22 protein-coding genes are annotated in these 25156 nt (G+C 71.1%); 12 read left to right on the forward strand and 10 right to left on the reverse strand.

Going from position 1 to position 25156, the window contains the following annotated elements; translation table 11 throughout:
- Positions 1-4 precede the first annotated feature (4 nt).
- The 5 genes from iolE to Acy02nite_RS14235 form a co-directional block, all read right to left on the reverse strand.
- On the reverse strand, positions 5-919 hold the full coding sequence (gene iolE, locus Acy02nite_RS14215; RefSeq protein ID WP_203740721.1) for a myo-inosose-2 dehydratase: 915 nt from the start codon (positions 917-919) through the stop codon (positions 5-7).
- The gene (locus tag Acy02nite_RS14220) at positions 916-1410 is read right to left on the reverse strand and encodes a hypothetical protein (protein ID WP_203740722.1); all 495 of its coding nucleotides are present in this window, start codon (positions 1408-1410) and stop codon (positions 916-918) included. Before Acy02nite_RS14220 ends, iolE begins: the two co-directional genes overlap by 4 nt.
- Positions 1407-2471, reverse strand: a complete 1065-nt coding sequence (locus Acy02nite_RS14225; protein ID WP_203740723.1) for a ferritin-like domain-containing protein — start codon at positions 2469-2471, stop codon at positions 1407-1409. The genes Acy02nite_RS14220 and Acy02nite_RS14225 overlap by 4 nt, the downstream gene beginning before the upstream one ends.
- A complete protein-coding gene (locus tag Acy02nite_RS14230) occupies positions 2468-4393 on the reverse strand; it encodes a GMC family oxidoreductase (protein ID WP_203740724.1) in 1926 nt (641 codons plus the stop codon). The genes Acy02nite_RS14225 and Acy02nite_RS14230 overlap by 4 nt, the downstream gene beginning before the upstream one ends.
- Before the next feature lie 76 nt (positions 4394-4469).
- A complete protein-coding gene (locus Acy02nite_RS14235; RefSeq protein ID WP_203740725.1) occupies positions 4470-5891 on the reverse strand; it encodes a glycoside hydrolase family 15 protein in 1422 nt (473 codons plus the stop codon).
- Positions 5892-6548: 657 nt separating this feature from the next.
- Here Acy02nite_RS14235 and Acy02nite_RS14240 point away from each other — a divergent pair.
- Positions 6549-6818: a DUF2277 domain-containing protein gene (locus Acy02nite_RS14240; RefSeq protein WP_203740726.1), complete on the forward strand. Its 270-nt coding sequence runs from the start codon at positions 6549-6551 to the stop codon at positions 6816-6818.
- A 109-nt stretch (positions 6819-6927) separates the two neighbouring features.
- Here Acy02nite_RS14240 and Acy02nite_RS14245 read toward each other — a convergent pair whose 3' ends face one another.
- Complete coding sequence (locus Acy02nite_RS14245; protein ID WP_203740727.1) at positions 6928-7986, reverse strand: LLM class flavin-dependent oxidoreductase; 1059 nt, start codon at positions 7984-7986, stop codon at positions 6928-6930.
- Positions 7987-8218: 232 nt separating this feature from the next.
- Between Acy02nite_RS14245 and Acy02nite_RS14250 the strand changes: the two genes are divergently transcribed.
- The 6 genes from Acy02nite_RS14250 (at position 8219) to Acy02nite_RS14275 (ending at position 15590) form a co-directional block, all read left to right on the forward strand.
- Positions 8219-9406 (forward strand): cytochrome P450, encoded by a 1188-nt coding sequence (locus Acy02nite_RS14250; protein ID WP_203740728.1) that lies wholly within the window; start codon positions 8219-8221, stop codon positions 9404-9406.
- A gap of 66 nt (positions 9407-9472) precedes the next feature.
- Positions 9473-10549, forward strand: a complete 1077-nt coding sequence (locus Acy02nite_RS14255; RefSeq protein ID WP_203740730.1) for a BMP family lipoprotein — start codon at positions 9473-9475, stop codon at positions 10547-10549.
- Positions 10539-12047, forward strand: a complete 1509-nt coding sequence (locus Acy02nite_RS14260) for an ABC transporter ATP-binding protein (protein ID WP_203740732.1) — start codon at positions 10539-10541, stop codon at positions 12045-12047. Before Acy02nite_RS14255 ends, Acy02nite_RS14260 begins: the two co-directional genes overlap by 11 nt.
- Positions 12044-13084, forward strand: coding sequence for an ABC transporter permease (locus Acy02nite_RS14265; RefSeq protein WP_203740734.1), 1041 nt, complete (start codon positions 12044-12046; stop codon positions 13082-13084). Before Acy02nite_RS14260 ends, Acy02nite_RS14265 begins: the two co-directional genes overlap by 4 nt.
- A 13-nt stretch (positions 13085-13097) precedes the next feature.
- Complete coding sequence (locus Acy02nite_RS14270; protein WP_203740736.1) at positions 13098-14012, forward strand: ABC transporter permease; 915 nt, start codon at positions 13098-13100, stop codon at positions 14010-14012.
- A gap of 48 nt (positions 14013-14060) precedes the next feature.
- A complete protein-coding gene (locus Acy02nite_RS14275; RefSeq protein WP_203740738.1) occupies positions 14061-15590 on the forward strand; it encodes a GGDEF domain-containing protein in 1530 nt (509 codons plus the stop codon).
- Positions 15591-15651: 61 nt separating this feature from the next.
- Here the strand turns inward: Acy02nite_RS14275 and Acy02nite_RS14280 are convergent, their stop codons facing one another.
- The 4 genes from Acy02nite_RS14280 to Acy02nite_RS14295 form a co-directional block, all read right to left on the reverse strand.
- Entirely contained in the window at positions 15652-16365 is a 714-nt protein-coding gene (locus tag Acy02nite_RS14280) for a Pr6Pr family membrane protein (protein ID WP_203740740.1), read from the reverse strand.
- Positions 16366-16578: 213 nt separating this feature from the next.
- A complete protein-coding gene (locus Acy02nite_RS14285; RefSeq protein ID WP_203740742.1) occupies positions 16579-17316 on the reverse strand; it encodes a YcnI family protein in 738 nt (245 codons plus the stop codon).
- 107 nt (positions 17317-17423) lie between these two features.
- Entirely contained in the window at positions 17424-18905 is a 1482-nt protein-coding gene (locus tag Acy02nite_RS14290; RefSeq protein WP_203740744.1) for a sensor histidine kinase, read from the reverse strand.
- Positions 18906-19128: 223 nt separating this feature from the next.
- Positions 19129-19830 (reverse strand): response regulator transcription factor, encoded by a 702-nt coding sequence (locus tag Acy02nite_RS14295; protein ID WP_203740746.1) that lies wholly within the window; start codon positions 19828-19830, stop codon positions 19129-19131.
- A 281-nt stretch (positions 19831-20111) separates the two neighbouring features.
- On the opposite strand from Acy02nite_RS14295, the gene Acy02nite_RS14300 reads away from it, so the two are divergent.
- The 5 genes from Acy02nite_RS14300 to Acy02nite_RS14320 all read left to right on the forward strand — a co-directional run bounded on the left by Acy02nite_RS14300 (position 20112) and on the right by Acy02nite_RS14320 (position 25048).
- Positions 20112-21281: a LolA family protein gene (locus Acy02nite_RS14300; protein WP_203740777.1), complete on the forward strand. Its 1170-nt coding sequence runs from the start codon at positions 20112-20114 to the stop codon at positions 21279-21281.
- 171 nt (positions 21282-21452) lie between these two features.
- Complete coding sequence (gene trpB, locus Acy02nite_RS14305; RefSeq protein WP_203740748.1) at positions 21453-22598, forward strand: tryptophan synthase subunit beta; 1146 nt, start codon at positions 21453-21455, stop codon at positions 22596-22598.
- Entirely contained in the window at positions 22595-23386 is a 792-nt protein-coding gene (trpA, locus tag Acy02nite_RS14310; RefSeq protein WP_203740750.1) for a tryptophan synthase subunit alpha, read from the forward strand. Before trpB ends, trpA begins: the two co-directional genes overlap by 4 nt.
- Positions 23346-24074 (forward strand): GntR family transcriptional regulator, encoded by a 729-nt coding sequence (locus tag Acy02nite_RS14315; protein ID WP_203740752.1) that lies wholly within the window; start codon positions 23346-23348, stop codon positions 24072-24074. The genes trpA and Acy02nite_RS14315 overlap by 41 nt, the downstream gene beginning before the upstream one ends.
- A 491-nt stretch (positions 24075-24565) precedes the next feature.
- Positions 24566-25048, forward strand: a complete 483-nt coding sequence (locus Acy02nite_RS14320) for a DUF4265 domain-containing protein (RefSeq protein WP_203740754.1) — start codon at positions 24566-24568, stop codon at positions 25046-25048.
- Positions 25049-25156 lie beyond the last annotated feature (108 nt).

Consider the following 25156-nt stretch of genomic DNA (forward strand, 5'->3'; position numbering starts at 1 on the left):
GGCGTCACCAGCCCAGGACGTCGGTGAGATAGGCGCGGGCCCGCTTGGCGTACTCGAGCGGGTTCGCGATGTTCGGGTCCTGCTCGGCCTCCACGACCAGCCACCCCCGGTAATCGGCGTCGGCGAGCACCTCGAGGATCGGCCGGAAGTCGATGGCACCGTCCCCGGGCACGGTGAAGACGCCCAGCTCGACGGCCCGCTGGAACGACAGGCCCTCGTCCCGGACCCGGCTCACGACCTCGGGCCTGATGCTCTTGAGATGGACGTGCCCGATGCGATCGGCGTACGCCCGGGCCAGGTCCAGCGGGTCGTCGCCGGCGAAGGCGAGGTGCGCGGTGTCGAGCAGCAGGGAGACCAGCTCCGGGCTGGTCGAGGCCATCAGGCGGTCGACCTCGGCGCGGGTCATCACGCCGGTGCCCATGTGGTGGTGGTAGCTCAGCCTCATCCCGGCCGACTGGGCGATCTTGCCGAGCGTCTCCAGCCCGGACGTCAGCGCGTCCCACTGGGCGTCGGTGAAGACCGGGCGGTTGGCGAACACGTCGATCGGGAGCAGGTGCGACGAGGCTCCGAACTCGGCCACCACCAGCTCGGTGCCGCCCAGCGCCCGGATGTGCGCCAGCGTCTCCTCGAAGCTGTCGACCGTCTTCTGGTACATCCGGCCGATCGTGAAGTAGGTGCTGGTCCACGGTTCGGAGACCTGGAGCCCGCGCAGGTCGAGGGCGGCCTTGAGGACCGCCGGGTCCGACGGGTACTTGTGGCCGATGCTGCAGCCCTGGAAGCCGGCCAGCGCCATCTCGCTCACGGCCTGCCCGAAAGAGATGCCCGCGTCGATGGAGGGGAAGTCGTCGTTCCACCACAGGGTGCAGTTGACCCCCAGTTTCACCCTGTCCGGGCTGAGTCGCTCACCCAGCTTCGTCATCTTCTCTCGCCTTTCAGGTAGCGGTCGTCGATGCGGGGCGGCTCGGCCCAGGACCCGTAGCCGGGGGCCTTCGCGCCCGGCGGGTTGGCTCCGATGGCCGGCCACAACAGGCCCTCCTGGTAGGAGGCGGCGGTGACCGTGGAGGTCTCGGCGGCCGGCCGGGCCCCGAACTCGTCGGTCCACTCCGGTGGCAGCGCGTACCACGTCCCCGCGTACCAGAGCTTGATCACGTTGCGGGCCACCGGGCCCCGGCAGTCGTCGCTGAAGACCCGGTGCCGCAGCGCGCGATCGAAGCCGGCCGGGTCGCCCGCGGCCTCGGCCCGGGCCGCCTGGTGGGCGGCGAACAGTGCGGTGACCACGGCATCGCCGCAGGCGGCGCGGACCTTCGCCAGGTACTTCCCGGCCAGGCCCGTGCCGCGCAGGTCGGTCTCCGGGAAGGCGGTGAGGTCGACCGAGAGGGCGAGGAAGTCGTCGAGCGACGGCGCGGTCACAGGACCACCTCGTCGGGGACGGTGATCTCGAAGGTCGGTGCGGCGTTCAGGCCGTCACTGCCGGGAAGCGGGTTCCGCATCAGCCGGTTGAAGCCGTCGCGGAGCCGGAACATGTACCAGATCGCTTCCACCAGCCGGTCCGGCTCTCCGTTGAACGACCTGGTCAGCAGGGCGAGGAACGTGCCGTACTCGGTGTTGAAGTCCGCCGCGGCGGCGGCCAGCTCGGAGCCCGCCGGGTAGTCGGACATCTTGGCGCTCACCTTGACCTTGAAGACCTCGTCCCAGTCGATGTCGAGCTCCGGCCCGGACGGCGCGTCGCCCTTGTCGCCCTTCTGGTAGTAGCGGCCGAACTGCAGTTGCCGGAAGCGGTAGTAGTGGGCCAGCTCGCCGCCGGAGTCGTACACCCCCGCGTCCAGGCCCTCGCCCTGCTCGGCGATGAGACTCAGGGCCCGGCAGGCCGATGCCAGGTCGTGCACCTGGATCACGTCGCCGCCACCGGAGTAGAAGTACTCGGGCCCGACCTGGCGGGAGTCGTCCCCGCAGAACAGTTTCGGATCCTCGGCGGCCAGCCGGCCGAGACCCTCGATGATCTCCTCGTAGAACTCGCCTATGCTGTAGAAGCGGAAGCCCTCGGCGGTCGGGCTCGCCGCCAGCAGCGGTTCGCTCGCCCCCGTCGACACCAGGCGGGAGTCGCCCTCCGGAGCCTTACGGGGCCGCTCGATCTTGCAGAAGGTCTCCACCGCCTCCGGGGAGAACGGCCGCAGGTCGACGGTGAAGTCGTTCTCGCCGTCGGGCAGATAGGTGGGATAGCTCGGCACGAAGCCCGGGCGGATCAGGCTGGGACTTCCGCCGATGGCGTTCAGGACATTGGCCACCAGCGTGAGGTGCAGCATCTCCTCGACCGCCGTCACCCGGATGATGTGGGCCGCGTCGGAGTTGGTCGTGGGGTGGATCGAGTAGTAGGCGGTGAGATAGACCGGGATCGTGGCGTGCTCCAGGGCCAGCGCGGCGTCCAGGTAGCTGATCAGTTCCTCGCGGCTGTTGATCGTCGCATCGATCACGGTCCGACCTCCTCGGGTTGCGGCTGCGTGGCGACCGTGACGGGCGCCCGCTCCCCGTCGAGCTGGGCGAGCATGGCGCGGGCGCTGCGCAGGCAGAGCGCGGCGATGGTGAGGGTGACGTTCGACGTCCCGACGGTCGGCAGGCTCCCGCCGCCGACCAGGTACAGGTTCCGGTGGTCCCACGACCGCTGGTCGGCGTCGACGACCGAGGACGACGGGTCGGTGCCCATCATGTGCGTCCCGGCCAGGTGGTTGCCGCCGCGCACCTCGTAGCCCTGCCCCTCGTACGTGGCATAGCCCCAGAAGTTCGGGTCGTAGCTCGTGTGGTCCTCGGCGCCGAGCCGCGCGAAGATCCGCCGGGACAGCTGACGCGCGTAGGCGACGCCGCGCATGGTGTAGTCGGGCAGGGTGTACGTGAGGATCGGGCGCATGTTGCCGAGCTGATCGGTGTACGACGGGTCGACGCTGACGCGGTTGCTGGGACTGGCCGGGACCTCGACCATGAACGCCAGTTGCAGCTGGCGCGACACGCGGTCGACCAGCCCCTGGCGGAGGTCCTCGCCGTAGCGGCCACCGTTGTCTACCAGGTCGGCCAGGTCGGTCATCGGCGCGCCGCGCGCCCAGCCCCAGCCGTCGTTGTGGATGTCGACGGCGAAAGCGGCCTGGGTACGCCGGAACCGGCCGCCGCGCAGGTCGGAGATGCCGCCGGTGCAGACCGTGCCCCGGAAGGTGCCGGCCACCTCCGGCAGCAGCGCCCAGGCCAGCAGGTACGCGTGGTCCATGAAGTTGCGCCCCATCAGGCCGCTGGAGCCGGGCAGCCCGGAGGCCAGCATCAGCCGGGGGTTCTCGACCGCGTTGGCGGCCAGCACGTACATCCGGCCGCGGGCCCGGACCGTGGTCCAGGAGTTGCTGTCGGGGCGCTTGTAGCGGCGGTACTCGATCTCGCGGACCCGGCCGGTCTCGTTGTCGATGTGCACCTTGTACGCCACGGCCTGGGCGATCAGGTCCACCCGGCCGGTCTGCAGGGCCCGGGTCAACGTCTTGCCGGCGTTGTACTTGGCCTGCACCGGGCAGATCGGGACACAGTTGTTGTTGCCCTGGCAGCGCTCGCCGACCTCGACCTGATAGGTGCTGACCGCACCCTGCGGGACAAAGCCCTTGCCGTCGTCGTAGGCGGGGTTCGGTATGCCGTTGCGGCCCTGCGGGAACGGCCGGACCCGTAGGTGCCGCTGCTCGCCGTCGAGCTCGATCGGCATGCCGTCCACGTCCTTGGCGACCATCTTGTCGAGATAGGAGAGCGGCAGGCCCTTCATCGGGAACACGTACCGCTCGTCGAAGGAGATGCCCAGGAAGGACTGGTCCTCGACGTCGGCCGACACGCCGATCTCCCGCTCGGCCTCGTTGTAGAAGGGAGCGAGGTCGTCGTACGTCAGTGGCCAGTCGACGCCCTCGCCGTACAGCGAGCGCATCCGGAAGTCCTCGGGCAGCATCCGCGGCGTCTTGCCCTCCCAGTGCATCGTCGTGCCGCCGAGCACCCGCGTGTAGGTCGTGTCACTGGCGAACGGCCCGCTCTGCACGATGTAGCCCGACGAGTCCGGGGATCCGGGCGAGATCCGCCGCACGTCGGGCCCGCGCGGCATCGGTGCGTTCCGGGAGTACGGGTACGGCGACTGGTTGTCCTTCGACGCCGCGGAGTAGAAGCGGTCCAGATAGCCCTCGTACCGGCGCAGGGTGAGGTCCTCACCCGGGCCGGCCTCGAGGACCAGCACCCGTTTGCCGGCCTCGCTCAGCCGGGCGGCGATGATGGACCCCGCGATACCGGCGCCGACGATCACCACGTCGTAGACCACCTCGGCGGCGGCTGCGGCGTCGGTGTCCTGGTCGGCGCGGATCGCGGCACCCTCAGGGAATTTCACGTACATGGAAGCGGTCCCCTCTCGGCAGTTCCGCCGCGGAGCCGGCGCGTGCGGATCGGTTCGAGTACGGCGTCCATCCCGATCAGACAGCGGTCGCGCGGGCCCGCATGGCCGACAGGTAGGAGGCGTAACTCCAGGTCAGGTTGTTGACGCTGCGCCGGTAGCCGGTCGTGCCGTCGAACTGCTCGGAGAGCTCGAAGTTGTCGCTGTGACACACGACGGCCTGCATCATGGCGTCCCCGGTCGCGATCAGGGCGTCGGCCGCGTCACCGGCCGCTGTGGACGCGACGACGGCGGACTGGGCGAAGAACGGGGCGGACAGGTCGTCGAGCGGGATCCGCCCCGACGACCTGATCTGCGCCGCGAGCCGGTAGTGCAGCTCCGCCACGTTGCACGTGGACAGGGCCCAGGGATGGCCGCCGAGCACGGGGTGGGCGGTGTCGCCGTCGTACACGTCGGCGGGGTACCTGCCGAAGAGCGGCCCGAGGCCCAGCTCCCGGTCGGCCTTGTTGATGGGATAGAAGGCGGCGCCGCCCTCCTCCCACTGGGAACGCAACTGGGCGGCGGTGGCCAGCATCCTGGTGTCGGTGCAGGGCACCGCCCCGTACAGGCACGCCTGGACGATGTCGATGTTCGGGTCGTACCCGCCGGTCGCCGGGCGCTGCGGCGTCGGCGGACCGCCACCACCGGGGATCGCCATCACGCTGATGTACTTGCTGCCGTCCCAGTGGCTGTCGAGCGCCTCACGCAACCGGGCCGCGGCCGGCCGGAGCGCGTCCGGCTTGTCGATCCCGGCGATCGGCGTGGCCAGCACCTCCTCGAAGCAGCGCAGCTGGGCGGCGCGGGCGAAGAAGCTGTAGCCGATGTGTTCCTCCCACAGATTGGTCGTGGGCTCCTCGTACGCGGTCAGCAGGAAGGCGACGTTCGCGTTGACGAGGGCCGCGGCGATCTTCTGAGTGCCGGGGTCCAGCCGGTCGAAAGCCGTCAGGATCGTGACCGTCTGCAGGGCCGGCCCGTCGTTCTGCTCCGTCCACGCCCGGGACTCCCCCGCGATGGTGAAGCACGCGTGGCCCTTGGTCGGATGTGCGTTGGAGTAGCAGAGGTCGGCGAACTGAACGTAGTCGTTGAGGACCGGGACCACCCCGCCCGGCCGTGCCGGCAGGTTCGACCTGGCGACCTCCATGGCGGTGATCGCGCCGTCGCGTACCCAGTTGAAGACGTAGTCCTCGTCGATGCCGGGAGTCTCGGCCGGGAAGGAGGGAGCCGCGATGACGCAACCCGGCTTGGAATTCCTGGAAATGTCTCCGGGCGCCTGCGGGTCGCTGAAGGTGAAACCCTCACTGGCGATGTTGCGGAGCATGAGCGCATACATGAGCGGCACCAGAGAGGGAAGGTCGATCGTCCCGGGCGCCAACGCGTTCTGGACGTGCGCTCGCGGCTGGAAGGTGGCGTCCGAGCGGTTGGTGCGGGCGGGCATGGTGCCATTGGTCGTGGAATTGGACATCGACGCTCACCTTTCTGTTTGTCGAGCGGATCCGGCTGCCGGCAGTGGTGCCACCGCGCCGTCGATCCGTCGCCCTCGTGATCGAGCAGGGCCGGCCCTCAGGGCCCACGGGGCAGGCGTGAACGCCCGCGCCGCCGCGGTCCGAGTGAGGCTCCCCTATCGCTTCATGCCAGGTGGAGGGGCAGACAGCGACCCGGACCGGCCCCCTCGTCGCCGCCCGGGACGCGTGGTGCCGCCGGTCCCCGTCGCCGTCGGCTGTCCGCGCAACTCCACACGATCCCCGCGTAGGCAGTGAGCCCACAACCCCCGCGCGTCTCGGAAGTTGACGGATCTACGACGCGTTTTACTGAATTGCGCAAGAAGTAGCCTGGCTTGCCTGACGCTGATCCATAAATCATCCGTGGCGGATGATCCGACCATTCATGGTCATCGACCGAAACCGCCGTAGATCCTTTTCCGATAACGACTGGGAGCACTTTCATGGTCCCCGATCATCGACTCCCGGGCGCAGATCCGACATCGGCGTACCGGGAATTGAATGAGCCTATAAAAGGTCACATAACAGATACGGTGAGCCGGCTGCCCGGTGTACGCCGCCGGACGGCCGGGCATGGCATAGATTCCTCACACCACCTGGTCACCGCGAAGGAGCCGAACGTGTGCCGGAACATCCACCAGCTGCACAACTTCGAACCGCCGGCGACGCCGGACGAGGTACAGGCCGCGGCGTTGCAGTACGTCCGGAAAGTCGCCGGCGCGACCCGCCCCTCACAGGCGAATCAGGCCGTTTTCGATGAGGCGGTGGCGGCGATCGCGGCGGCGACCCAGGCGCTGCTGGACGGCCTGGTGACGACCGCGCCGCCCAAGGACCGCGAGGTCGAGGCCGCGAAGGCCCGCGCCCGCGCCGAGAAGCGCTACGCGTCCTGACCGGCGCCCCGGGCCCCGGCTCGGGAGACGACAGGTGAGGTCGTCATCCGGCACCGGCGAGAAGACACCGCGGCTCGTCGCTCTCGGCACGGCCGTGATCAGCCGGTTGTCAGGCGAGACTCCGGCGCAGGGCGGGCAGGACCGACTCGCCGAACGGGATGACGTCGGCGTGATAGTCCGGGAAGATCAGCATCAGGCCGTCGAGCTCGGCGGTCGTCATGATCTGCTCGATGCGCTCGGTGACCGTCTCCGGGCGGCCGGTCACGTAGGCCGTCTGGAACGCCTGTTCCCCGGTGGCGCCCTCGGCCCAGTCGCGGGCCGCGTCGAGGGGGATGCCCCACGACGCGCGCATGCCGGCCAGGGCGACCTTGTCGAGGCCCTCGGCGTAACGGGCCGCCTTGTCCGCCGCGGCGGCATCGGTCTCGTCCATGACGACGGTGAGCATCGAGTAGGTCTTGACCGTGCGCCCGAAGTCGGCGGCCCGGTCGTGGACCGAGCGGGAATAGTCGCGCATCTGGTCGAGGTTGTCGGCGCTCAGGAAGGCGCCGTCGGCGTACCGGGCCTGGAACTCGCGGCCCCTCTCCGACCGCCCGGCGCTGATCAGGGTCGGCCGCTTCGAGGGATGCGGGCGTGATTCGCACTCCTGGAGAGTGAAGAAGTCCCCCTTCATCGTCACCGCGTCCTCGGTCCAGAGCCGGATCACCGCGACCATCCACTCCTCCGTCATCCGGTAGCGCTCGTCGTGCGACAGCTCCGGATCCCAGAGGCCCATCTGGGCGAACTCGGCGGCGTAGGAGCCGTTGACGACGTTCATCCCGGCCCGGCCGCCCGAGACCTCCTGCAGGGTGGTGAACATCTTGGCGGCGAGCGCGGGATGGAAGACGTTCGCGTGCACGGTGGCCCAGATGTCGACGGTGCTGGTCGCCTCGGCCAGGGCCGACATCATCGTCATCGACTCGAGCGTGCGGCCCCAGTGGTCGGTGCTGCCGCCGAAGCCCTTCCATTTCGCCATCGACATGATGAAGTCGAGCCCGATCGCCTCGGCGTCGAGCGCCACCCGGCGGTTGTAGGCGTAGGTCGCCTCGGGATGTGGCGCCGATCGGGAGATCATCCAGCCGCCGTTGCCGATCGGGAGGAAGACACCGAACTCCTTCGCCGGGTTGCTCATGGCGCGGTCCGGATCGCGATGCGCACGTCAGTGGCGGTGCCGGTCCTGCTGCTCCTCATCGACACCCCCGAGCCGAGTGGTTTCCGGCAAGTAAAACACCTTCACCCTCGGCCGTCGTTCGCTTCCGCGACGGAATCGGCAACATCCGCGACGGAATCGGCGAACTGTTGCCCGGCGCCCCCGTCACAGTCCATTCTCGACAGTCGGGCAGCCGACTCGAGGAGCGCGTCAGGTGGTCAGTGAACTCGCGGAGAGCTACGACCCGCTCGGTGCGCACGCCGAGGATCCGTACCCTTTCTACGCCGAGGCGCGCCGCCGGGAGCCGGTGTTCTACTCGCCGCGGATCGACGCCTGGGTGGTGACCCGGTTCGGCGATGTCGAGGCGGTGCTCAAGGACTGGACAGGTTTCTCCTCGGTCAACAGCCTGCGGCCCCTCCGGCCGCTGCACCCGGCGACGCTGACCGTGCTGGTCGAGGGGTTTCCGCAGCCGCCCGACCATGTCACCTCCGACGGCGAGGTGCATCGCCGGCTGCGGTTGCCGTACACGAGACATCTGACCGCACCCGGGCGGGTCAAAGGCCTGGAGCCGGAGGTGCGGGCGCGGGCCGAGGCCCTCGTGGACGGGTTCGCCGGGGCCGGCGGCGCCGACCTCGTCACGCGATTCGCGAAGCCGCTGCCGCTGCGGACGGCGGCCGCGATGTTCGGCTTCGCGCCGGACGACCTGCCGATCGTGCGGGACGGCAGCGAGTCGTCGTTCCGGCTGGGCAGCGCCGACCTGACCGAGGCCGACGAGGTGGCCGCCGCCCAGGAGTTCGTCGCGTTCAAGCGGCTCGTCGCACGGTACGCGCACCGGCGCCGCACGGCCCCGAACGGTGACCTGATCAGTGACGTCACGGCCGCCCTGGCGGACGGCGACGGACCCCTGACGGCAGCTCAGGAGGCGGAGGTGGTCACGACGATCAGCAACACCTTCGGCGCGGCGCACATCACCACCGCGGCCCTCATCGGCAGCGCCCTGAGGCTGCTGGCCGGCCACCCGGAGCAGTGGGGCTCGCTCGCCCACCGGCCGGAGCTGATCGCCGGGGCGATCGAGGAGGTGCTGCGGTTCGAGACGCCGATCCCCACCATGTTCCGCCGGGCCACCCGCCCCGCCACGATCGCCGGCGTGGGCATTCCGCAGGGGGCGGACGTCCTGGTGGTGTTCGCGTCCGCGAACCGGGACGAGGAGCGCTACCCCGACGCCGGGCGCTTCGACGTGACCCGCAGGCCGGTACGGCACTTCGCGTTCGGGGCCGGGGTGCATACCTGCGTGGGCGCGGCGGCAGCCCGGTCCCAGGCGCGTGTGGCGTTGCAGGTGCTCACCGAGCGGCTGCCGGGGCTGAGCACGGTGATGCCGATCCGCTCCTCGGGCTCGAACTGAACTGGCCGGCCACCAGATCTCCATAGTGGACTTACAGAATCGACAGCGATGAGTTTAACTGGGGCCGTGAGGAAAGCACTGGCAGCGTTCACCGCCGGCGTCGCGGTCGCTGCGCTCGCCGCATGTGTCAGCAACGACGAGACCGCCACCCCGGCGCCCACCGCGGCGCCCGGCACCAGCACCGGCACCCCGCTGCCCGGTGAACCGGACGTCAACGGTGACGGCAAGGTGGTCATCGGGGTGCTCAGCCCCGGCGACATCAACGACAACGGCTACTACGAGAGTTTCGTGGTCAAGGCCGAGGCGTTCGCCCAGGCCCAGGGCTGGACGGTGATCAAACGCGGCAGCGTGCCGGTCTCCGAGGCGCTCACCGCGGCCCGGGCCCTCTGCCAGCAGAAGGCCGACATGGTGGCGATCGGCGCCAGCGAGCTGAAGGACGCCATTCCGGCGTCCGAGGAGGCCGTCTGCGCGAAGACCGCCTGGTACGTGCCGTCCTCCGCCAACGTCCCGCAGACTCGCAAGATCATGCTGTCCAGCGACGACCCGAACCAGTCGATGCTGGTCGCCGGATACGCCGCCGGCCTGCTCATGCAGGCACGCAACACCGCCAAGGCCGGCTTCGTCACCGGCCCGGAGGCGGACTTCACGAAGATCGCGTCGGCGGCGTTCCTGGCCGGCATCCGGGAGCTCGTCCCGGCCGCCACACTGGTCACCACGTACACCGGCGACTTCGACGACTCCGGCAAGGCCCGCGAGGCGACGCAGGCACAGCTCAGCCAGGGGGTCGGAGCGATCTACCCGTACCTGGGAGGCGCGACCGACGCCGCGACCGCGCTGGCCAACTCCGCCAAGGCCGTCACGCTGACGCCCGGGACCGACCGGTGCGCCTCCACCAGCCCTGCCTTCGACGTCTCGGTGCTGTTCGATCCCGGTGACTACTTCGCCGCGGCGCTGCAGCTGTACGCCGCGGGCAAGCTGGAGATGGGCATCACCAAGACCTGGCAGCTGGGGGTGGACCCGTATCCGACGGTGAAGCTCTGCAAGGGCACCCCCGAGCAGAACGCCAAACTGGCGGCCTTCATCGCTGACATCGGCCGCGGCACGATCGACCCGGCGGCCGAGGTGCGCAAGCTTGGCTCCTGAGCCGGCTCTGCGTCTGCGGGGGATCACCAAGAGGTACGGCGCCGTGGTGGCCTGCGACGGCGTCGACCTGACCCTCGAGCGCGGCGAGATCCACGGCCTGCTCGGCGAGAACGGTGCCGGCAAGTCGACCCTGATGCGCATCCTGCTCGGGCTGGAGACGCAGGACTCCGGCGCGATCGACCGTGACGGTCGTGCCGTCACCATCACGGGACCGAGGCAGGCCGCGGCCCTCGGCATCAGCATGGTGCACCAGCACTTCAGCCTCGTCGACCCGCTGGCGGTGTGGGAGAACGTCGCGCTCGGCCAGTCCGGGCCGGTCCGGCGCGCGGCGGTGCGGGCCGGGGTGCGTGCCGCGGCGGAGCGCTACGGGCTCGCGATCGACCCGGACGCGCGCGTCGGCTCGCTGTCGGCAGGCGAGCGGCAACGTGTGGAGCTGCTCAAATGCCTGCGACGCGATCCGGCCGTACTGATCATGGACGAACCGACCTCCGTGCTGACGCGGGCCGAGTCAGCCGAGTTGTTCGCCGTGCTGCGCCGGGTCGTCGCCGCCGAACATCGCGCCGTCGTCCTGATCAGCCACAAGCTCGCCGAGATCACCACGGCGACCGACCGGGTGACCGTCATACGCGCGGGGCGGGTCGTCCTGCGCCGGGCCACGGCCGCCACGACGGAGGCCGAACTGGCCCGGGAAATGGTGGGCCGTGAGGTGACGCTCGGCGCGGCGGTCGGAGTGCTTCCGCACGCCCCCGCCCCGGCGGCCCCGGCGTCGTCGCAGGCAGCACTGCGGCTGCGCGGCCTCACCACGCGGCCCGGCCTGGACGACCTGTGCCTCACCGTCCATGCGGGGGAGATCGTCGGGCTGTACGGCGCCGAGGGCAACGGGCAGAAGTCACTCGGTGACGTCCTCAGCGGACTGACCGTCCCGGACGCCGGCACGGTGGAGGTGGCCGGTGCCCCTGTCGACCTGCGCCGGCCGGGCGCGCTGTCGGCCGCGGGCCTCGGCATCGTGCCCGAGGACCGGCACCACGCCGGTGTCGTGCTCGACCTGAGCGTCGCGGAGAACCTCGTCATGACGCGGCTCGGTGACGTCAGCGGCCGCGTGTTCGTCGACCGGCGGCGCCTGCGCCGGCGGGCCCGGGCGCTCGCCGACGAGTACGGCATCACCGCCCCCTCGCTGGACTCGCCGCTGCGCACCCTCTCCGGCGGCAACCAGCAACGGGTGGTGCTGGCGCGCGAGCTTTCCGGCCGGCCTCGAGTGCTGGTCGCCGCCCAGCCCTCCCGCGGCCTCGACGTCGGCGCCGTCGAGGACCTGTACGCGCGCCTGCGCCGCTGTGCGAGCGACGGCATCGCCGTGCTGGTGATCTCCACGGAGCTGGAGGAGATCCTGGCGCTGACCACGCGGGTGGCCACGATCTTCCGCGGCCGGATCGTGGGTGAGCTGCCGACGGCGCAGGCCGACGCGGAACGGCTCGGCCTGCTGACCGGGGGCGCGGCGTGACCCGTACCGGCGCCTGGGTGTCCGCCGTGATCGTCGCCGCGGCCGTGGTCCTCCCCGGCCTGCTCATCGCCGTCACCGGCGGATCTCCCGCCGCGGCGCTGCGGGCGCTGATCCAGGGCAGCCTCGGCGATGCGACGGCCGTCAGCCAGACCCTGCTGTACGCCGCGCCGCTGCTGCTCGTCGCCGTCGGCGCCTGTTGCAGCGCGCGGTCCGGCGCGTTCAACATCGGCCAGGAGGGTCAGGTGCTCATCGGGGCGCTCGCGGGCGCCGCCGCCGGGCTGCGCCTGGCCGTGCCCGGACCGGCCCTGCTGGTCGTCGTCCTGCTCGCCGCGGCGCTGGCGGCGGGGGCCTGGGCGTGGCTCAGCGCCCTCATGAACCGGCTGCGCGGGGTGGACATCGCGGTGAGCACGCTGCTGATGACGTTCCTCGCGCAGCAGGTGGTCGCGTTCGCGGTCACCACGCCGTGGCTGTTGCAGGAGTCGCGGCTGGGCGCGGCAGCCGCGCTGCCGCAGTCGAACAAGCTGCCCTCACGTGCGCTGCTCGGCTCGCTCGGCGATCATCCCGGGCTGCAGCTGAACCTCGGGCTCGCGGTGGGCATCGTCGTCGCGGTGCTGGTGGCGGTGGCGCTGGACCGGACCCGGTGGGGATTCCGGCTGACGATGGCGGGGCTCAACCCCGCGGCGGCGCGGCATGCCGGCATATCCGTCACGGCCGTCGGCGGCATCGCCCTGACCGTCTCCGGGGCTCTCGCCGGCCTGGCCGGCGCCGTGCTGCTGACCAGCCCGCTGAGCACCAACCGGCTGCAGCCCGACATCTCGATCAACATCGGCTGGGACGGCCTTCTGGTCGCGCTCGTCGCCCGCAACCGGCCGCTGCTCGCGATCCCGATCGCCGGGCTGTTCGCGGTGCTGCGCGCCGGTGGCAACTTCCTGGCCGCGACCGGGGTGCCGCCGTACCTGGTCGACGTGGTGAAGGCGCTGCTGACGCTGGCGTTCGTAGCGCCCGCCGTCCTGCGCCGCCGGTCGGTGATCGCATGAGTCCGGTGGTCGCATGAGCACCGTCGCCGCTGACCTGGAGACCATCCTGTCCAGCGGGATCCGGCTGGCCGCGCCGCTCGCGTTCGCGGCCTGCGGGGAGTACGTCGCCGAGCGCGCCGGCACGCTGAACGTCTCCGTCGAGGCGATGATGCTGGGCGCCGCCTTCGGCTCGATCGCCGTCGCCGGTCTCACCGGCAGCGCCACCGCCGGCCTGCTCGCGGGCGTGCTGCTCGGCGCGCTCGTGGGCTCGGTGCACGGCGCCCTCTCGCACCGGTGGCACGTCAACACCTTCGTCGTGGGTCTCGTGCTCAACGCGCTCGTGCTGGGGCTGACCAGCTACCTGGTCACCGTGGGCGACCTGGGCCGGCATCAGGTCGCACAGGTCAGCGTGCCGGGGCTGCGCGACCTGCCGGTGCTGGGCGCTCCCCTGTTCGTCGAACGCTGGCCGGTCTACCTGCTCCTCGCGCTGGTGCCGCTGACGTGGTGGCTGGTGGAGCGCAGCCGCTGGGGGCTGGAACTGCGCGCCGCGGGCGAGAACCCGGAGGCCGCGGACATGACCGGGATCCGGGTCAACCTACGGCGGCGGCAGGCGCTGCTGTGGTGCGGTGCCCTCGCGGGACTCGGCGGTGCCTACCTCGCTGTGGGGGAGGTCGGTTCCTTCAACCAGAACATGACCGCGGGCCGCGGCTACCTCGTCATCGCCGCGGTCATCTTCGGCGGGTGGCGCCTCGGGCGTACGCTCGTCGGCTGTGCCGTGTTCGGCCTCGCCGACGCGCTGCGCCTGGCCCTGCCCGCGCTCGGGCACACCGTCAACTCGCAGCTGCTCATCTCGGCGCCGTACCTGCTCGCCCTGCTCGCGATGTTGCTGTTCACCACTCGGCAGCGGCGGCCGGGAGCTCTGGCCCAGCCCTTCCGGCGGGCATCCTGACGGATACCCGTGCTCAGGTCGAGGCCGCGCCGGCCGATGGTGCAGTTCATGGGAGTCGGCCGGCAACGCTGTGCCAGTCTGCACCGCAGCCTGGTGCATGCCGCGTTCGGCGTGCTGGTTCTCGTCTCGGTGGCCACGTGGGCGTTCGGTGGCCTGGCCCTGCGACTCGGGGTGGTGACGGTGATCGGCGCGCTCCCGGCGGCCGCGATCGCCGTGGGGATGCGGATCAACCGGATAGTCAACCGCACCGCCTGGTATCTGCTGCTCGCCGCGTCGGGACTGTTCACGGCCTTCAACTACCTGTGGTTCGTGCAGCTCGGTCTCGGCCGGGGCGTGGGGGCCGACGGGCCGGCGAACCTGGTGCTGCAGTTCTTTGCCTACGGCAGCATCATGCTGTCGGCATTGCAGGTGATCCGCAAACACGGTGAGGGCGACCGTGGCGGCATCATCGACGCGACCCTGCTCGGCGTCGGCCTGATCACCCCGGTGTGGGAGTTCGTGCTGCGCCCGCACCTGCTCGACCTGGACGTGCCGGGTTCCAGCCAGGGGATCTATCTGCTGAAGATGCTGCTGCTGACGGGCACTCTCGGCGCGCTGCTGCGGATCGCGCGGACCGCCGGCACCGCCCGCACGTCGTTGATCTACTTCTTCATCAGCATGGGCGCGACCGTCGTCAGCGTCGTGTCGTCGTTGTTGTCGACCCGGCCGGGAAGTGACTACTACTCGCCGCTCGTGGACCTGTTCGCGATGATCGGCTATCTGGCGCTGGCCGCGGCGGCGCTGCACCCGAGTTCCACCGAGTTCACGCAGCCGGCCGGGTGGCGCCGGAGCCGTCTGCGACCCGTGCGGCTGTCGCATCTCGGGCTGGTGCTGGCGATGGTGCCGGTCGTCGGCAGCGTTCCCGAGCTGTTCGGCGGCACCACCGACACCATGCTGCTGACGTTCGGCACGTTGCTGGTGATCCCGCTGGTCGTCTCGCGGATCGGGCTGCTGATGGCGGAACGGACCGCCGACCAGGAGGCGCTGCGCTACCAGGCGCACCACGACGAGTTGACCGGGCTGGTCAACCGCCGCCGGTTCTTCGCCCTGCTGGAGGAGGCGGTCAGGTCCGGCGCCGGGGTGGCGGTTCTCTACTGCGATCTCGATCGGTTCAAGGCCGTCAACGACGAGTACGGCCACGAAGCGGGCGACGAGGTGCTGCGGGTGTTCGCCGACCGGCTGCGCGGCACGCTGCGGGCCGAGGACATCGCGGCCCGCATCGGCGGCGACGAGTTCCTGATCATGGGCACCGGCACGACAGCCGGTGACGCGGACACGCTGAGGCGCCGGATCGAGGACGCGACGTCGGCACCAGCCGGGTGGCAGGGGCATGAACTGCCGTTCGGGGTGACCGTCGGGGTTGCGTACGGCAGTGGCGGGGACACGAGTGCGGACAGCCTGGTGTCGGCCGCGGACGCCGACATGTATCGGCACAAGACCGCGCGGCGGGCCTCCCTCGACCCCGCGTCATCGCCTCACCGGCCTGGAACAGGAGTCCCCGTGCCTGTCCTGGCCGCCGCTCCGGTTGCGCCTGACTGAACGCTGAAACCGGTGGGGCGCCGGCCACGGGAGGCAACCGCCGGGTTCGATCCCGCCGGCATCACTTGTCGCGGTGAGCGACGGACTCCGCGCCGGAACGAGGACGCGGCACGACAGGAGCCGCCGACCCGGGACCAATTGCCGACCCGGACGGCAGACGCGTGTCGAGCAGACGCAGCACAGCGGCAAGCACGGCCGCGAGCAGCACGACGGCCCCTAGGTTGACCAGCACCGCCGGATACCCAAGGCTGTTCACGTCCGTGAACGGGTACGGGTACCAGCCGGTGACCGCGCCGTGCGCCAGCGTGTAGCCGATCCACAGCACCGGCCAGAGCGCCGCCCACGCGAGGGTCCGGGCGTCGATCCGGGGCCGCGGCCCGAACAGCAGCCAGCCGAGCAGTGCCGCCCACGGCGCGATGTAGTGGAAGCCCAGGTCGGCGAGGTATGCCGCGCCGTGCAGCTCGACCTGGCCGGCCAGGATCGTGCTATAGACGATGCCGGTGATCACGATGCCGAGCAGCGCGTCGAGGCGGATCACCCGCCAGACCCGGCCGTCGCGCCCCGGGTCGCGGACCAGCGCGACGATCGCGATCAGCAGGAGCAGATTGCTCTGAATCGTGAAGAAGCTGAAGAGCCGGACGAATCGCGTCACGAGCGTCTCGTGCACCGCCGGCCCGGCGTGCGGCGCGGTGTCCGTGGCGGTCAGCACGATTTGCGTGATCAACGAGGCGAGGACGATCAGCGCGAGCGTGCCGTGCCAGACGCGGGATTTCATGATCTCTCCAGCCGCCGTCGTTGATCTTGCTCATTGATCTTCGGCGGCAGCGTAACGCAGGTCAGGACGGTGCGGGCCCGGGCCTGAACCCGGACCCGCTTTCGACGCGATCAGCTCGCGGCAGGCTGCCCGGGCTTCGCCGACGACCGGCCAGTCGGTGATCAGCTCGCGGCAGGCTGCCCGGGACTCCCCCGGCGACCGGCCCCTCGATGATCAGCTCGCGGCGGGCTTTTCGGTTGCGGTCGCGACCGGTTCCGGCTTGCGAGCGGCTTTCGCGTACGCCAAGCCGGCCAGCACCAGCGCGATGAGCCCCGCGATGAGCCCGGCCAGGCCCAGCCCCGAGCCGCTGCCCGAGTCGTCGGAGGTCTCGGCGGCCGGCACGGCGGCGGCCGCCGTGGGAGCGGCACTGGCAGCCGCGGCCGGAACGATCTTCAGGACCGGGGCGGGGCTGTCCGGCTCGGATCCGTCAGTGGCCGGCTCGTCGATCCAGCGGACCACGTTGCCGTCCGAGTAGGTCTGCAGCGCCTTGAAGACCAGCTGCCCCGACTCCGGCAGCGCGCCCATCGACACGTCGAACTCCTGGAACTCGCCCGGCTTGATCTCCGAGCCCTTGGCCGCCGTCCAGGTGATCTTCGAGACCGCCTCGGTGATCTCGGTGTCGTGCGCCTTGATCGGGGTGGCCAACTTCGCCTTCTCGGCCACCGCGGTCCAGCCCGGGATCGGCTTGACCGAGACCGACGCGATCGGCTGGTCAGCGGGGAGGTTCACCTCGAGCTTCGTGGTGGAGGCGCTGTCCGACTCGTTCGGCACGCGGAACGAGACCTTCGCGTAGCCGCCCGCGGTGGCCGTGCCGGGGTTGACCGTCACGTGCGCGGAGGCGGGGCCGGCGAACGCCAGGGTCAGCAGTCCGGCAGCGGCGGCCACCACCGCGGAACGCTTGAGCAGCGACATTGTTGGGGGAACCTTCCGTCGTGTCGTTCGCCCGTTGCCGGGCACAGCCCGTTGGTCGGCCCGAGGACGCGAGAAGTTCCCGCCGATCGCCAACTTTCCGAAGCCGCTCACTCGTTGGTGATCATCACCGCCGGATCCGGCTCTCCGGGGCGCGTCCGCTCCTGGAGGCGGGCCGCCCTCGGGGACGGCTCGGCCGGCCGCTTCCCCTCCTGCCCCCGCCGGGTCGCTTCGTCCCCTCGCCGGGGCAGGCGCACCTCCACACGCAGGCCCGGCTCCGCGTCGGCGAGCGTGACCGAGCCGCCGTGCCGCCGCACCAGTTCCCGGACGATGGCCAGACCCAGCCCGGATCCGCCGGCGTCCCGCGCCCGGCCGTCGTCCAGCCTGGTGAACCGGTCGAACACGCGCTCCCGGTCCGCCACCGGGATCCCCGGCCCGTCGTCGGTGACCACCACCAGAAAATCAAGATCACTTTCCGCCGTACGCACGGTGACCGTCGACCGCTTGTGCCGGCACGCGTTGTCCAGCAGGTTCGCCACCACGCGCGCGAGCGCGTCCGGATCGGCCATCAGGGGCAGCGGGCCGGTGGCGTCCTCGTGCCGCACCCCCGGGTAACGTGCCGCCACCTCGCCCACGAGTTGCCCGAGGTCGACCTGCTCCAGCCGGCGGGAGACCGCCCGGCCGCCCCCGTCGTCCGACCTGGCCAGCAGCAACAGGTCGTCGACGAGCCGCGACAGCCGCTGCACGTCGGCGAGCAGGTCGTCGGTGAGCGCCGGCCAGTCCGTGTCGTCCGGCAGCCGCTGCGCCACCTCCAGCTCGGTGCGCATGTTCGTGAGCGGGCTGCGCAGCTCGTGCGCGGCGTCCGCCACGAACGCCCGCTGCCGTGCCCGGGCGGTGTCCAGCCGTTGCAGCATGTCGTTGAGGGTGATCGCCAGCCGCCCGACCTCGTCGTGCGAGTCGGGCACCGGCAGGCGCCCCGCCCGCGTACCCCCGGTGATCTCCTCGGCCCCGGTCCGCAGCGCGTCGACCGGCCGGAGAGCCGCGCCCAGGGTCCGCCACAGCCCCGCCGCGAGCAGCGTCACCAGCAGTGGGAACGCGATCAGCAAGGTGACCTGCAGCAGGTGCACGCTCTGGGTCAGCTGGCTCGTGGAACGCGCCACCAGGACTCGCAGCGGCTGGGTCGCCGGGCCTGCGGTGACCTTGACGACCCGGGCCTCCCCGTCGAACCCGATCCGCTCCCCCGGGATCGGAATGCCGTCGCCGTCCTGCAGCTCGGTCAGCTCGCTGTCGTACAGGATCGGCACCAGCCGGTCCGCGGTTGCGGAGACCGCCCGCACCCGGTTCTGCTCGTCGATGACCTGCACCTGCACCCCGGGCGTCACCTGGATCGGATCGGTGAGCTGCCCCTGGTCCACCAGACGGGCCACCCCGCGGGCGGTCTCCAGCGCCTCGGCGTGCACCGCCCGCCCCTGCGCGAAGGTGAGCACCGCGACGAGCAGCACGCCGCCCGCCGCCAGCCCGAGCGCCAGCGCCGCCGCCGAGATCAGCAGCAGCCGCGCCCGCAGACTGAGTTCTTGCAGCCGCCTGCGCATCCGCTCCCCTTCCGCAGCCTTCTCCCCCGTCACGCCCGCCCGCCCGTCCGTCCGCCACGCCCGCCTGCCCGTGGGCCCGCCCGTCCGTGGGCCCGCCCGTCCGCCCGTCCGCCCGTCCGCCCGTCCGTCGGTCCGCCTGCCAGTCGGTCCGCCTGCCCGTGGGCCCATCCGCCCGTCGGTCTGTCCGTCCGTCCGGCCGTTCGGCCGTTCGGCCGTTCGGCCGTCAAGCCTGCGTTCGCTCCGGAGTTTCCGCCTTTCCCGCCGCGTCCGCCGCGACCAGCCGGTAGCCCGCGCCGCGAACCGTCTCCAGCCGATCCCGGCCGATCTTGCGACGCAGATAGCCGATGTACACCTCGACCGCGTTCGGCGCGGTGTCCAGCGCGGCGTCCCACACGTGATCGAGCAGCTCGGTCTTGGAGACCACCTCGCCGGGCCGGCGGATCAGATACTCCAGCAGCGCGAACTCGCGGGTCGTCAGCGTGACCTCGGCACCGGCCACGAGCACGCGCTTCTCAGCCGGATCCAGCTCGACGTCGCCACAGGTGAGAACGACGGGCCGCGCCTGGGTGCCACGGCGGAGCAGCGCCCGCAGACGAGCGAGGAGCACAACGTACGAGAAAGGCTTGGTCAAGTAGTCGTCGGCGCCGCAGTCCAGACCGTCGGCCTGGTCATACTCCCCGTCCTTGGCGGACAGCATGAGCACCGGCAACCAGTGCCGTTCCGCCCGCAGCTGCCGCACGACCCGGTAACCGGAGAGCCGGGGCAGCATGACGTCGAGGATCATCGCGTCATATCCACCGTGCCGGGCCATCTCCAGCCCGTCGTGGCCGTCGTGAGCGACATCCACCGCGAACCCTTCGGCCTGCAGACCGCGTCGCAGCGCGGCAGCCAGCCGTTCCTCGTCCTCAACCACCAGCAACCGCACCTCCTTACCTTGGCATGCCGTCGTTGATCCTCGATACCGGCTCTCAGTCACCTCTCAGGCCTGACCTTCCTCCCGGCCGCGTCCGCGCCGGTCACAGCGCCCTTCACCGGCTGTCTCCGGCACTCGGCATCAGCGGGCTCACCCCGTACCGTCGATCCCGGGAAGTTCCTGCCTTGATCAGGAACCCGCAGGCCGCGCGGGTCTTCCCCTACGGGTCCTTCTCAGGCTTGTCACAGCGGTGCCGACGCACGATTGATGCATACCAACGGGAGGTGGACATCGTGTCCGTGTGGAAATCGAGGCCGGCACTGCGCTGGCTGGTACCGGGGGCCACCGCGGTTGTCGTCATCGGGGGCGGCGCGGCGGCCGGCACGATCGTGGCCAGCGCTGACCCGTCGCTGCCGGACCGCAGCGCGGCCCAGCTGCTGGTCGATCTGCAGAGCGCCAGCCCCGCCGGCCTTTCCGGCACCGTGGTGCAGAGCGCCGACCTGGGTCTGCCCGGCATCGCCGGTCTGGCCAGCAACTTCGGCGGGGCCGCGTCCACGGGGAATGGCCTGACCAGCCTGATCGCCGGAAGCAACACCGCCCGCGTCTGGTACGCGGGACAGGACAAGGTCCGTTTCGCCCTGCAGGGAACGCAGGGTGAGACCGACGTGATCCGCAACGGGGCGGACGTGTGGCAGTGGAGCAGCTCGGACAACACGGGCAAGCACCTGAAGCTGCCGGCCGACGCCGGATCCAAGCCCGACAAGGTGCTGCCCAGCTCGGTGCCGTCGACGCCGAAGGAGGCCGCCGACGCGGCGCTCGCCGCGATCGACCCGACCACCAAGGTGCAGACGACCGGCGCCGCCGAGGTGGCCGGACGGGACGCATATGAGCTGGTGCTGAGCCCGAAGGACGCCGACTCGCTGGTCGGGCAGGTGCGGCTGGCGATCGACGCCGAGCAGCACATCCCGCTGCGGGTGGAGGTGTACGCCAAGGGCGCGGCGAAGCCCGCCGTCCGGGTCGCCTTCGACTCGATCAGCTTCAGCGTTCCGGACGCCGAGCAGTTCACGTTCAACCCGCCGCCGGGCGCGAAGATCGACGAGATGGGCACGCCGTCCGCCGACGCGGCCAAGGCGAAGGGCGACCACAAGCCTTCGTCCTCCGCTCCGGCCGCTCCGGCGAAGCCGTCGGGAGCCGAGGAGCCGAAGGTCATCGGCAAGGGCTGGACCAGCATCGTCTCCGCCAAGGTGCCGGCCGGCTCGCTCAGTGAGCTGACCGACGCGAGCAAGGGCAGCGGCGACGACGCCAAGGCCGCGCAGGCAGTGCTGGGCGTACTGCCCGAGGTCAGTGGTTCGTGGGGTAAGGGACGGCTGCTCAGCGGCTCGCTCTTCAGCGTGCTGATCACCGACGACGGCCGGGTGCTGGCGGGGCTGGTGACCCCGGAGGCCTTGTACAAGGTCGCCTGACCTCCGCTCAGAAATAGTTATAGAACTCTGCCGCCCAGCATGGCATGCTTGGGCGGCAGAGTTCTATAACTTTTGGAGCGGCAGATGCCTGAAGCAGCATTGTTCGGAGCGGCACCATCCGGAGCGGCACTATCCGGAGGGGCGACACCCACGGTTCCCACAGTCCCCGCCATGGGTTCGCCGACCGAGGCCGGGCGATTCGGTGAGTTCGGCGGCCGCTATGTGCCCGAGTCCCTGGTCCCCGCCTGCGCCGCCCTGGAGGCGGCGTTCCGCCAGGCCTGGGCCGACCCGGCTTTCCACCAGCAGTTGTCCCGCCTGCGCACGGAGTATGCCGGACGCCCCACCGCCCTCACTCCGGCGCTCAATCTCTCCGCCGACCTCGGCGTGACGTTGCTGCTCAAGCGGGAGGATCTGGCGCACACCGGGTCCCACAAGATCAACAATGTGCTCGGCCAGGCTCTGCTCGCGCAGCGGATGGGCAAGACTCGCCTGATCGCCGAGACCGGCGCCGGCCAGCACGGGGTCGCCACCGCCACCGCGGCTGCCCTGTTCGGCATGCGCGCCACCGTCTACATGGGCGAGCGTGACATCGAGCGACAGCGGCTCAATGTCTTCCGGATGGAACTGCTCGGCGCCGAGGTGATCCCGGTGACCAGCGGCAGCCGCACGTTGAAGGACGCTACCAACGAGGCCATGCGCGCCTGGGTCGCCGCCGTCGACGACGCGCACTTCTGCCTCGGCTCGGTCGGCGGCCCGCACCCCTATCCGTGGCTGGTCAGGGAGTTGCAGCGAGTGATCGGCGAGGAGGCTCGCGCGCAGACCCCCACCGTGCCCGATGTGGTCGTGGCCTGCGTCGGTGGCGGGTCGAACGCGGCCGGCACCTTCGCCGGTTTCGTGGACACCGATGCCCGGCTGATCGGCGTCGAGGCGGCCGGCGGGGCGGCGATGACCAACGGCTCTCCCGGGGTCGTGCACGGCTACCGGTCGATGGTCTTGCAGGATGCCGACGGCCAGGTGCTGGAGGCGGAGTCGATCGCCGCCGGGCTGGACTATCCCGGCATCGGCCCGGAGCACGCCCATCTGGGCACGACCGGCCGGGCGGAATATCGCACGGTCGACGATGCCGAGGTGCTCGCCGCGGTGGTGCGCCTGGCTCGCAGCGAGGGGATCATCTGCGCTCTGGAGTCGGCGCACGCGGTGGCCTGGGTGCTTCGCGCGGCCGGCACGCCCGACCTGCCGACCGGTTCGACGGTGCTGCTCACCCTCTCCGGGCGCGGCGACAAGGACATGGCGGCGCTGGCGGGTGAGATCCGATGAAGCAGCTCAATCCCTACCTGACCGGTGGCATCACGCCGGACTGGACGGACTATCTGCTGGCCTATCAGGAGGCCGGGGCCGACGCGGTGGAGATCGGGCTGCCGTTCTCCGACCCCATGATGGACGGCGCAACCATCCAGCAGGCCTCCGACCAAGCGCTGCGGCGCGGCGTCACTATCGATTCGATCCTGGCCGACCTCGTCGCGGTCCGAGCGCACGTCAGGATTCCACTGATCGCGATGACCTACGCCAACCTGGTCTTCCGCGACGGGCCGGAGACGTTCTGCCGACGGCTCGCCGGCGCCGGGATCAGCGGGCTGATCGTGCCGGACGTGCCGGTCGACGAGGCCGGCCGTCTCGAAGCGGCCGCCACGGCCGCCGGCATCGATCTGATCCTGCTGGCCGCGCCGGTCACCGCGCCCGACCGGCTGGCCGAGATCGGCCGGCGCAGCCGCGGTTTTGTGTACGCGGTGAGCGTCATGGACACCACCGGCGAGCGTGACGCCCTGGCCGCAACCGCGGCACCCCTCGCCCGCCGCCTCAGGGAGGTCACCGAGCTGCCTGTGCTGATCGGGTTCGGCATCTCCACCCCCGGTCAGGCCGCCGCGGCCGCCAGGGCCGGGGATGGCGTGGTGATCGCCTCCGCTTTGATGCGTAGGGTTCTGGAAGGCGCGTCACCCGATGACTTGAGAGCCGAGGTCGCCGGGTTCCGTGCCGCCCTCGACCAGGTCGACCAGGAGATGCCCGTTGCCCGCGCGCACCCCGAAGTATCAGGTTATCGCCGATGACCTGACCAACAAGATCAAAGACGGTGAGCTGCCGCCCGGGTCGGCGCTGCCGCCGCAGAAGGAACTCAGCACGCGCTACGGGGTGACGCTGGCGACGCTGCGGCAGGCCCTCAAGCAGTTGCAGGACGAGGGCCTGCTGTCACAGGAGCCGGGCCGGGGCACGTTCGTGTACCCGCGAGTGAAGTACCAGCTCACGTCGCTGCACGGCTTCGCCGAGGATCTGCGCGCGCAGGGCCAGACGGTGACCACGGAAATCCTCGGGCAGGAGGTCCGCACGCCACCGGACTGGGCAGCCACGCTCGTCGGCGACGCTCCGGCGCTACGCCTGGAACGGTTGCGGCTCGTCGCCGGGCGCCCTGCGGTCCACCAGACGTCCTGGATTCGCGGCACGGCTCTGGCCTCGGCAGATCTGAGCGACACCTCGTTGTACGCGGCGCTGATCGACCAGGGCCACCTGGTGCACCGGGCGTCCGAGGTGGTCCGGCCCGGGCTTCTCGAGGAACCGGTGGCCGGCCTGCTACGGCGTCCGGCGGGCGAGCCGGTGCTGCTGTCGGAGCGGGTGACCTACTCGCTGGATCAGCAGGTGCTGGTGGTGGACCATGCCACCATGCTCGGCTCGGCGATGGAGATCCGGACCGAGCGGGCGGCCGGCGGCCTCTCGGTCCAGTGGAGCCGCATCACCGGCTGACCCTCGAGCCGACGTGCCGGCGCGGTCGTCCCAGCTCGCGGACGACCGAGCGGCGCGGCGACCGAGCAGCGCGGCGACCGAGCAGCGCGGCGACCGAGCAGCGCGGCGACCGAGCAGCGCGGCGACCGAGCGGCGCGGGAACACGACCGAGCGGCGGCCGGCGAGCAGTGGCCACAGCCGCCGTCTGCACGGCGACCCACGGCCGAGCGGCGGGGCGCCGCGGCCACCAGTTCCGGCGGCCGGCGCAGGGCCGACCAGCGCGGGCGCACGGCGCGGGGCGGCGCGGGGCGCACGGCGCACGATTGAGCGGCGCGGCGCGGCGCGGCGCGGCGAACGGCGCCGAGCGACGCGCCGAACGGCCGAGCGGGAGGGCGACGCGGCGAACGGGAGGGCGATGAATCGGGCTGCCAAGATCGCGAGACGGCAACGATATGCGAGACTGCGGCGCGTTGCGCTCTACGACGTGGGCAGAATGCCCCAGAATGCCCGGCGTGACCGTTGAGGAAGTGACGGAGCAGGTGCGCCTGCTGGCCGGGCTGGGGGCGGGTGGCCAGCTTGTCTACGAGACTGTGCTGGTCCGGACCATCGAGCCGGGTCTGCACCTGGTGATGGGCACCCCCGCGTTCGTGGAGGGGATCGCCGCCGGTGACCAGATCAGGGTCCACGCCGGTGGCGGCTTCGAGGTGGTGCGCCGCGGCGGCAACATCTGCCTGCTCGTGGTGCCCGACGCCGCGCCGGGGTCCGACGACCTCTCACCGCTGCGGGACGCCTTCGAGGAGCTGGGCGGGATCGTCGAGCTGCCGCCGGATCGCCGGTTCATCGTGATCACCGTGCCGGCCGCTGCCGGGTTCGACGCGGTGGAGGCGGCGATCGACGCCTGGACGGGGCCGCGCGGGCATCACTGGGAGTACGGCAACGTCTACGACACCGACGGAAACCCGCTGAACTGGTGGCTGTCCGACCAAACCCACTGAGCAGAGCACCCACACGCGGCCGTCGAACAGCTCCCGGTCGGAGGAAGCAGGCGCTCCGGGACGACCGCCGGACGGCCTGAGGCACACCGCCCGCCGCCACGGAGCGCA

Origin of the sequence: Actinoplanes cyaneus, assembly GCF_016862095.1 — a bacterium.
Classification (GTDB): Bacteria; Actinomycetota; Actinomycetes; order Mycobacteriales; family Micromonosporaceae; genus Actinoplanes; species Actinoplanes cyaneus.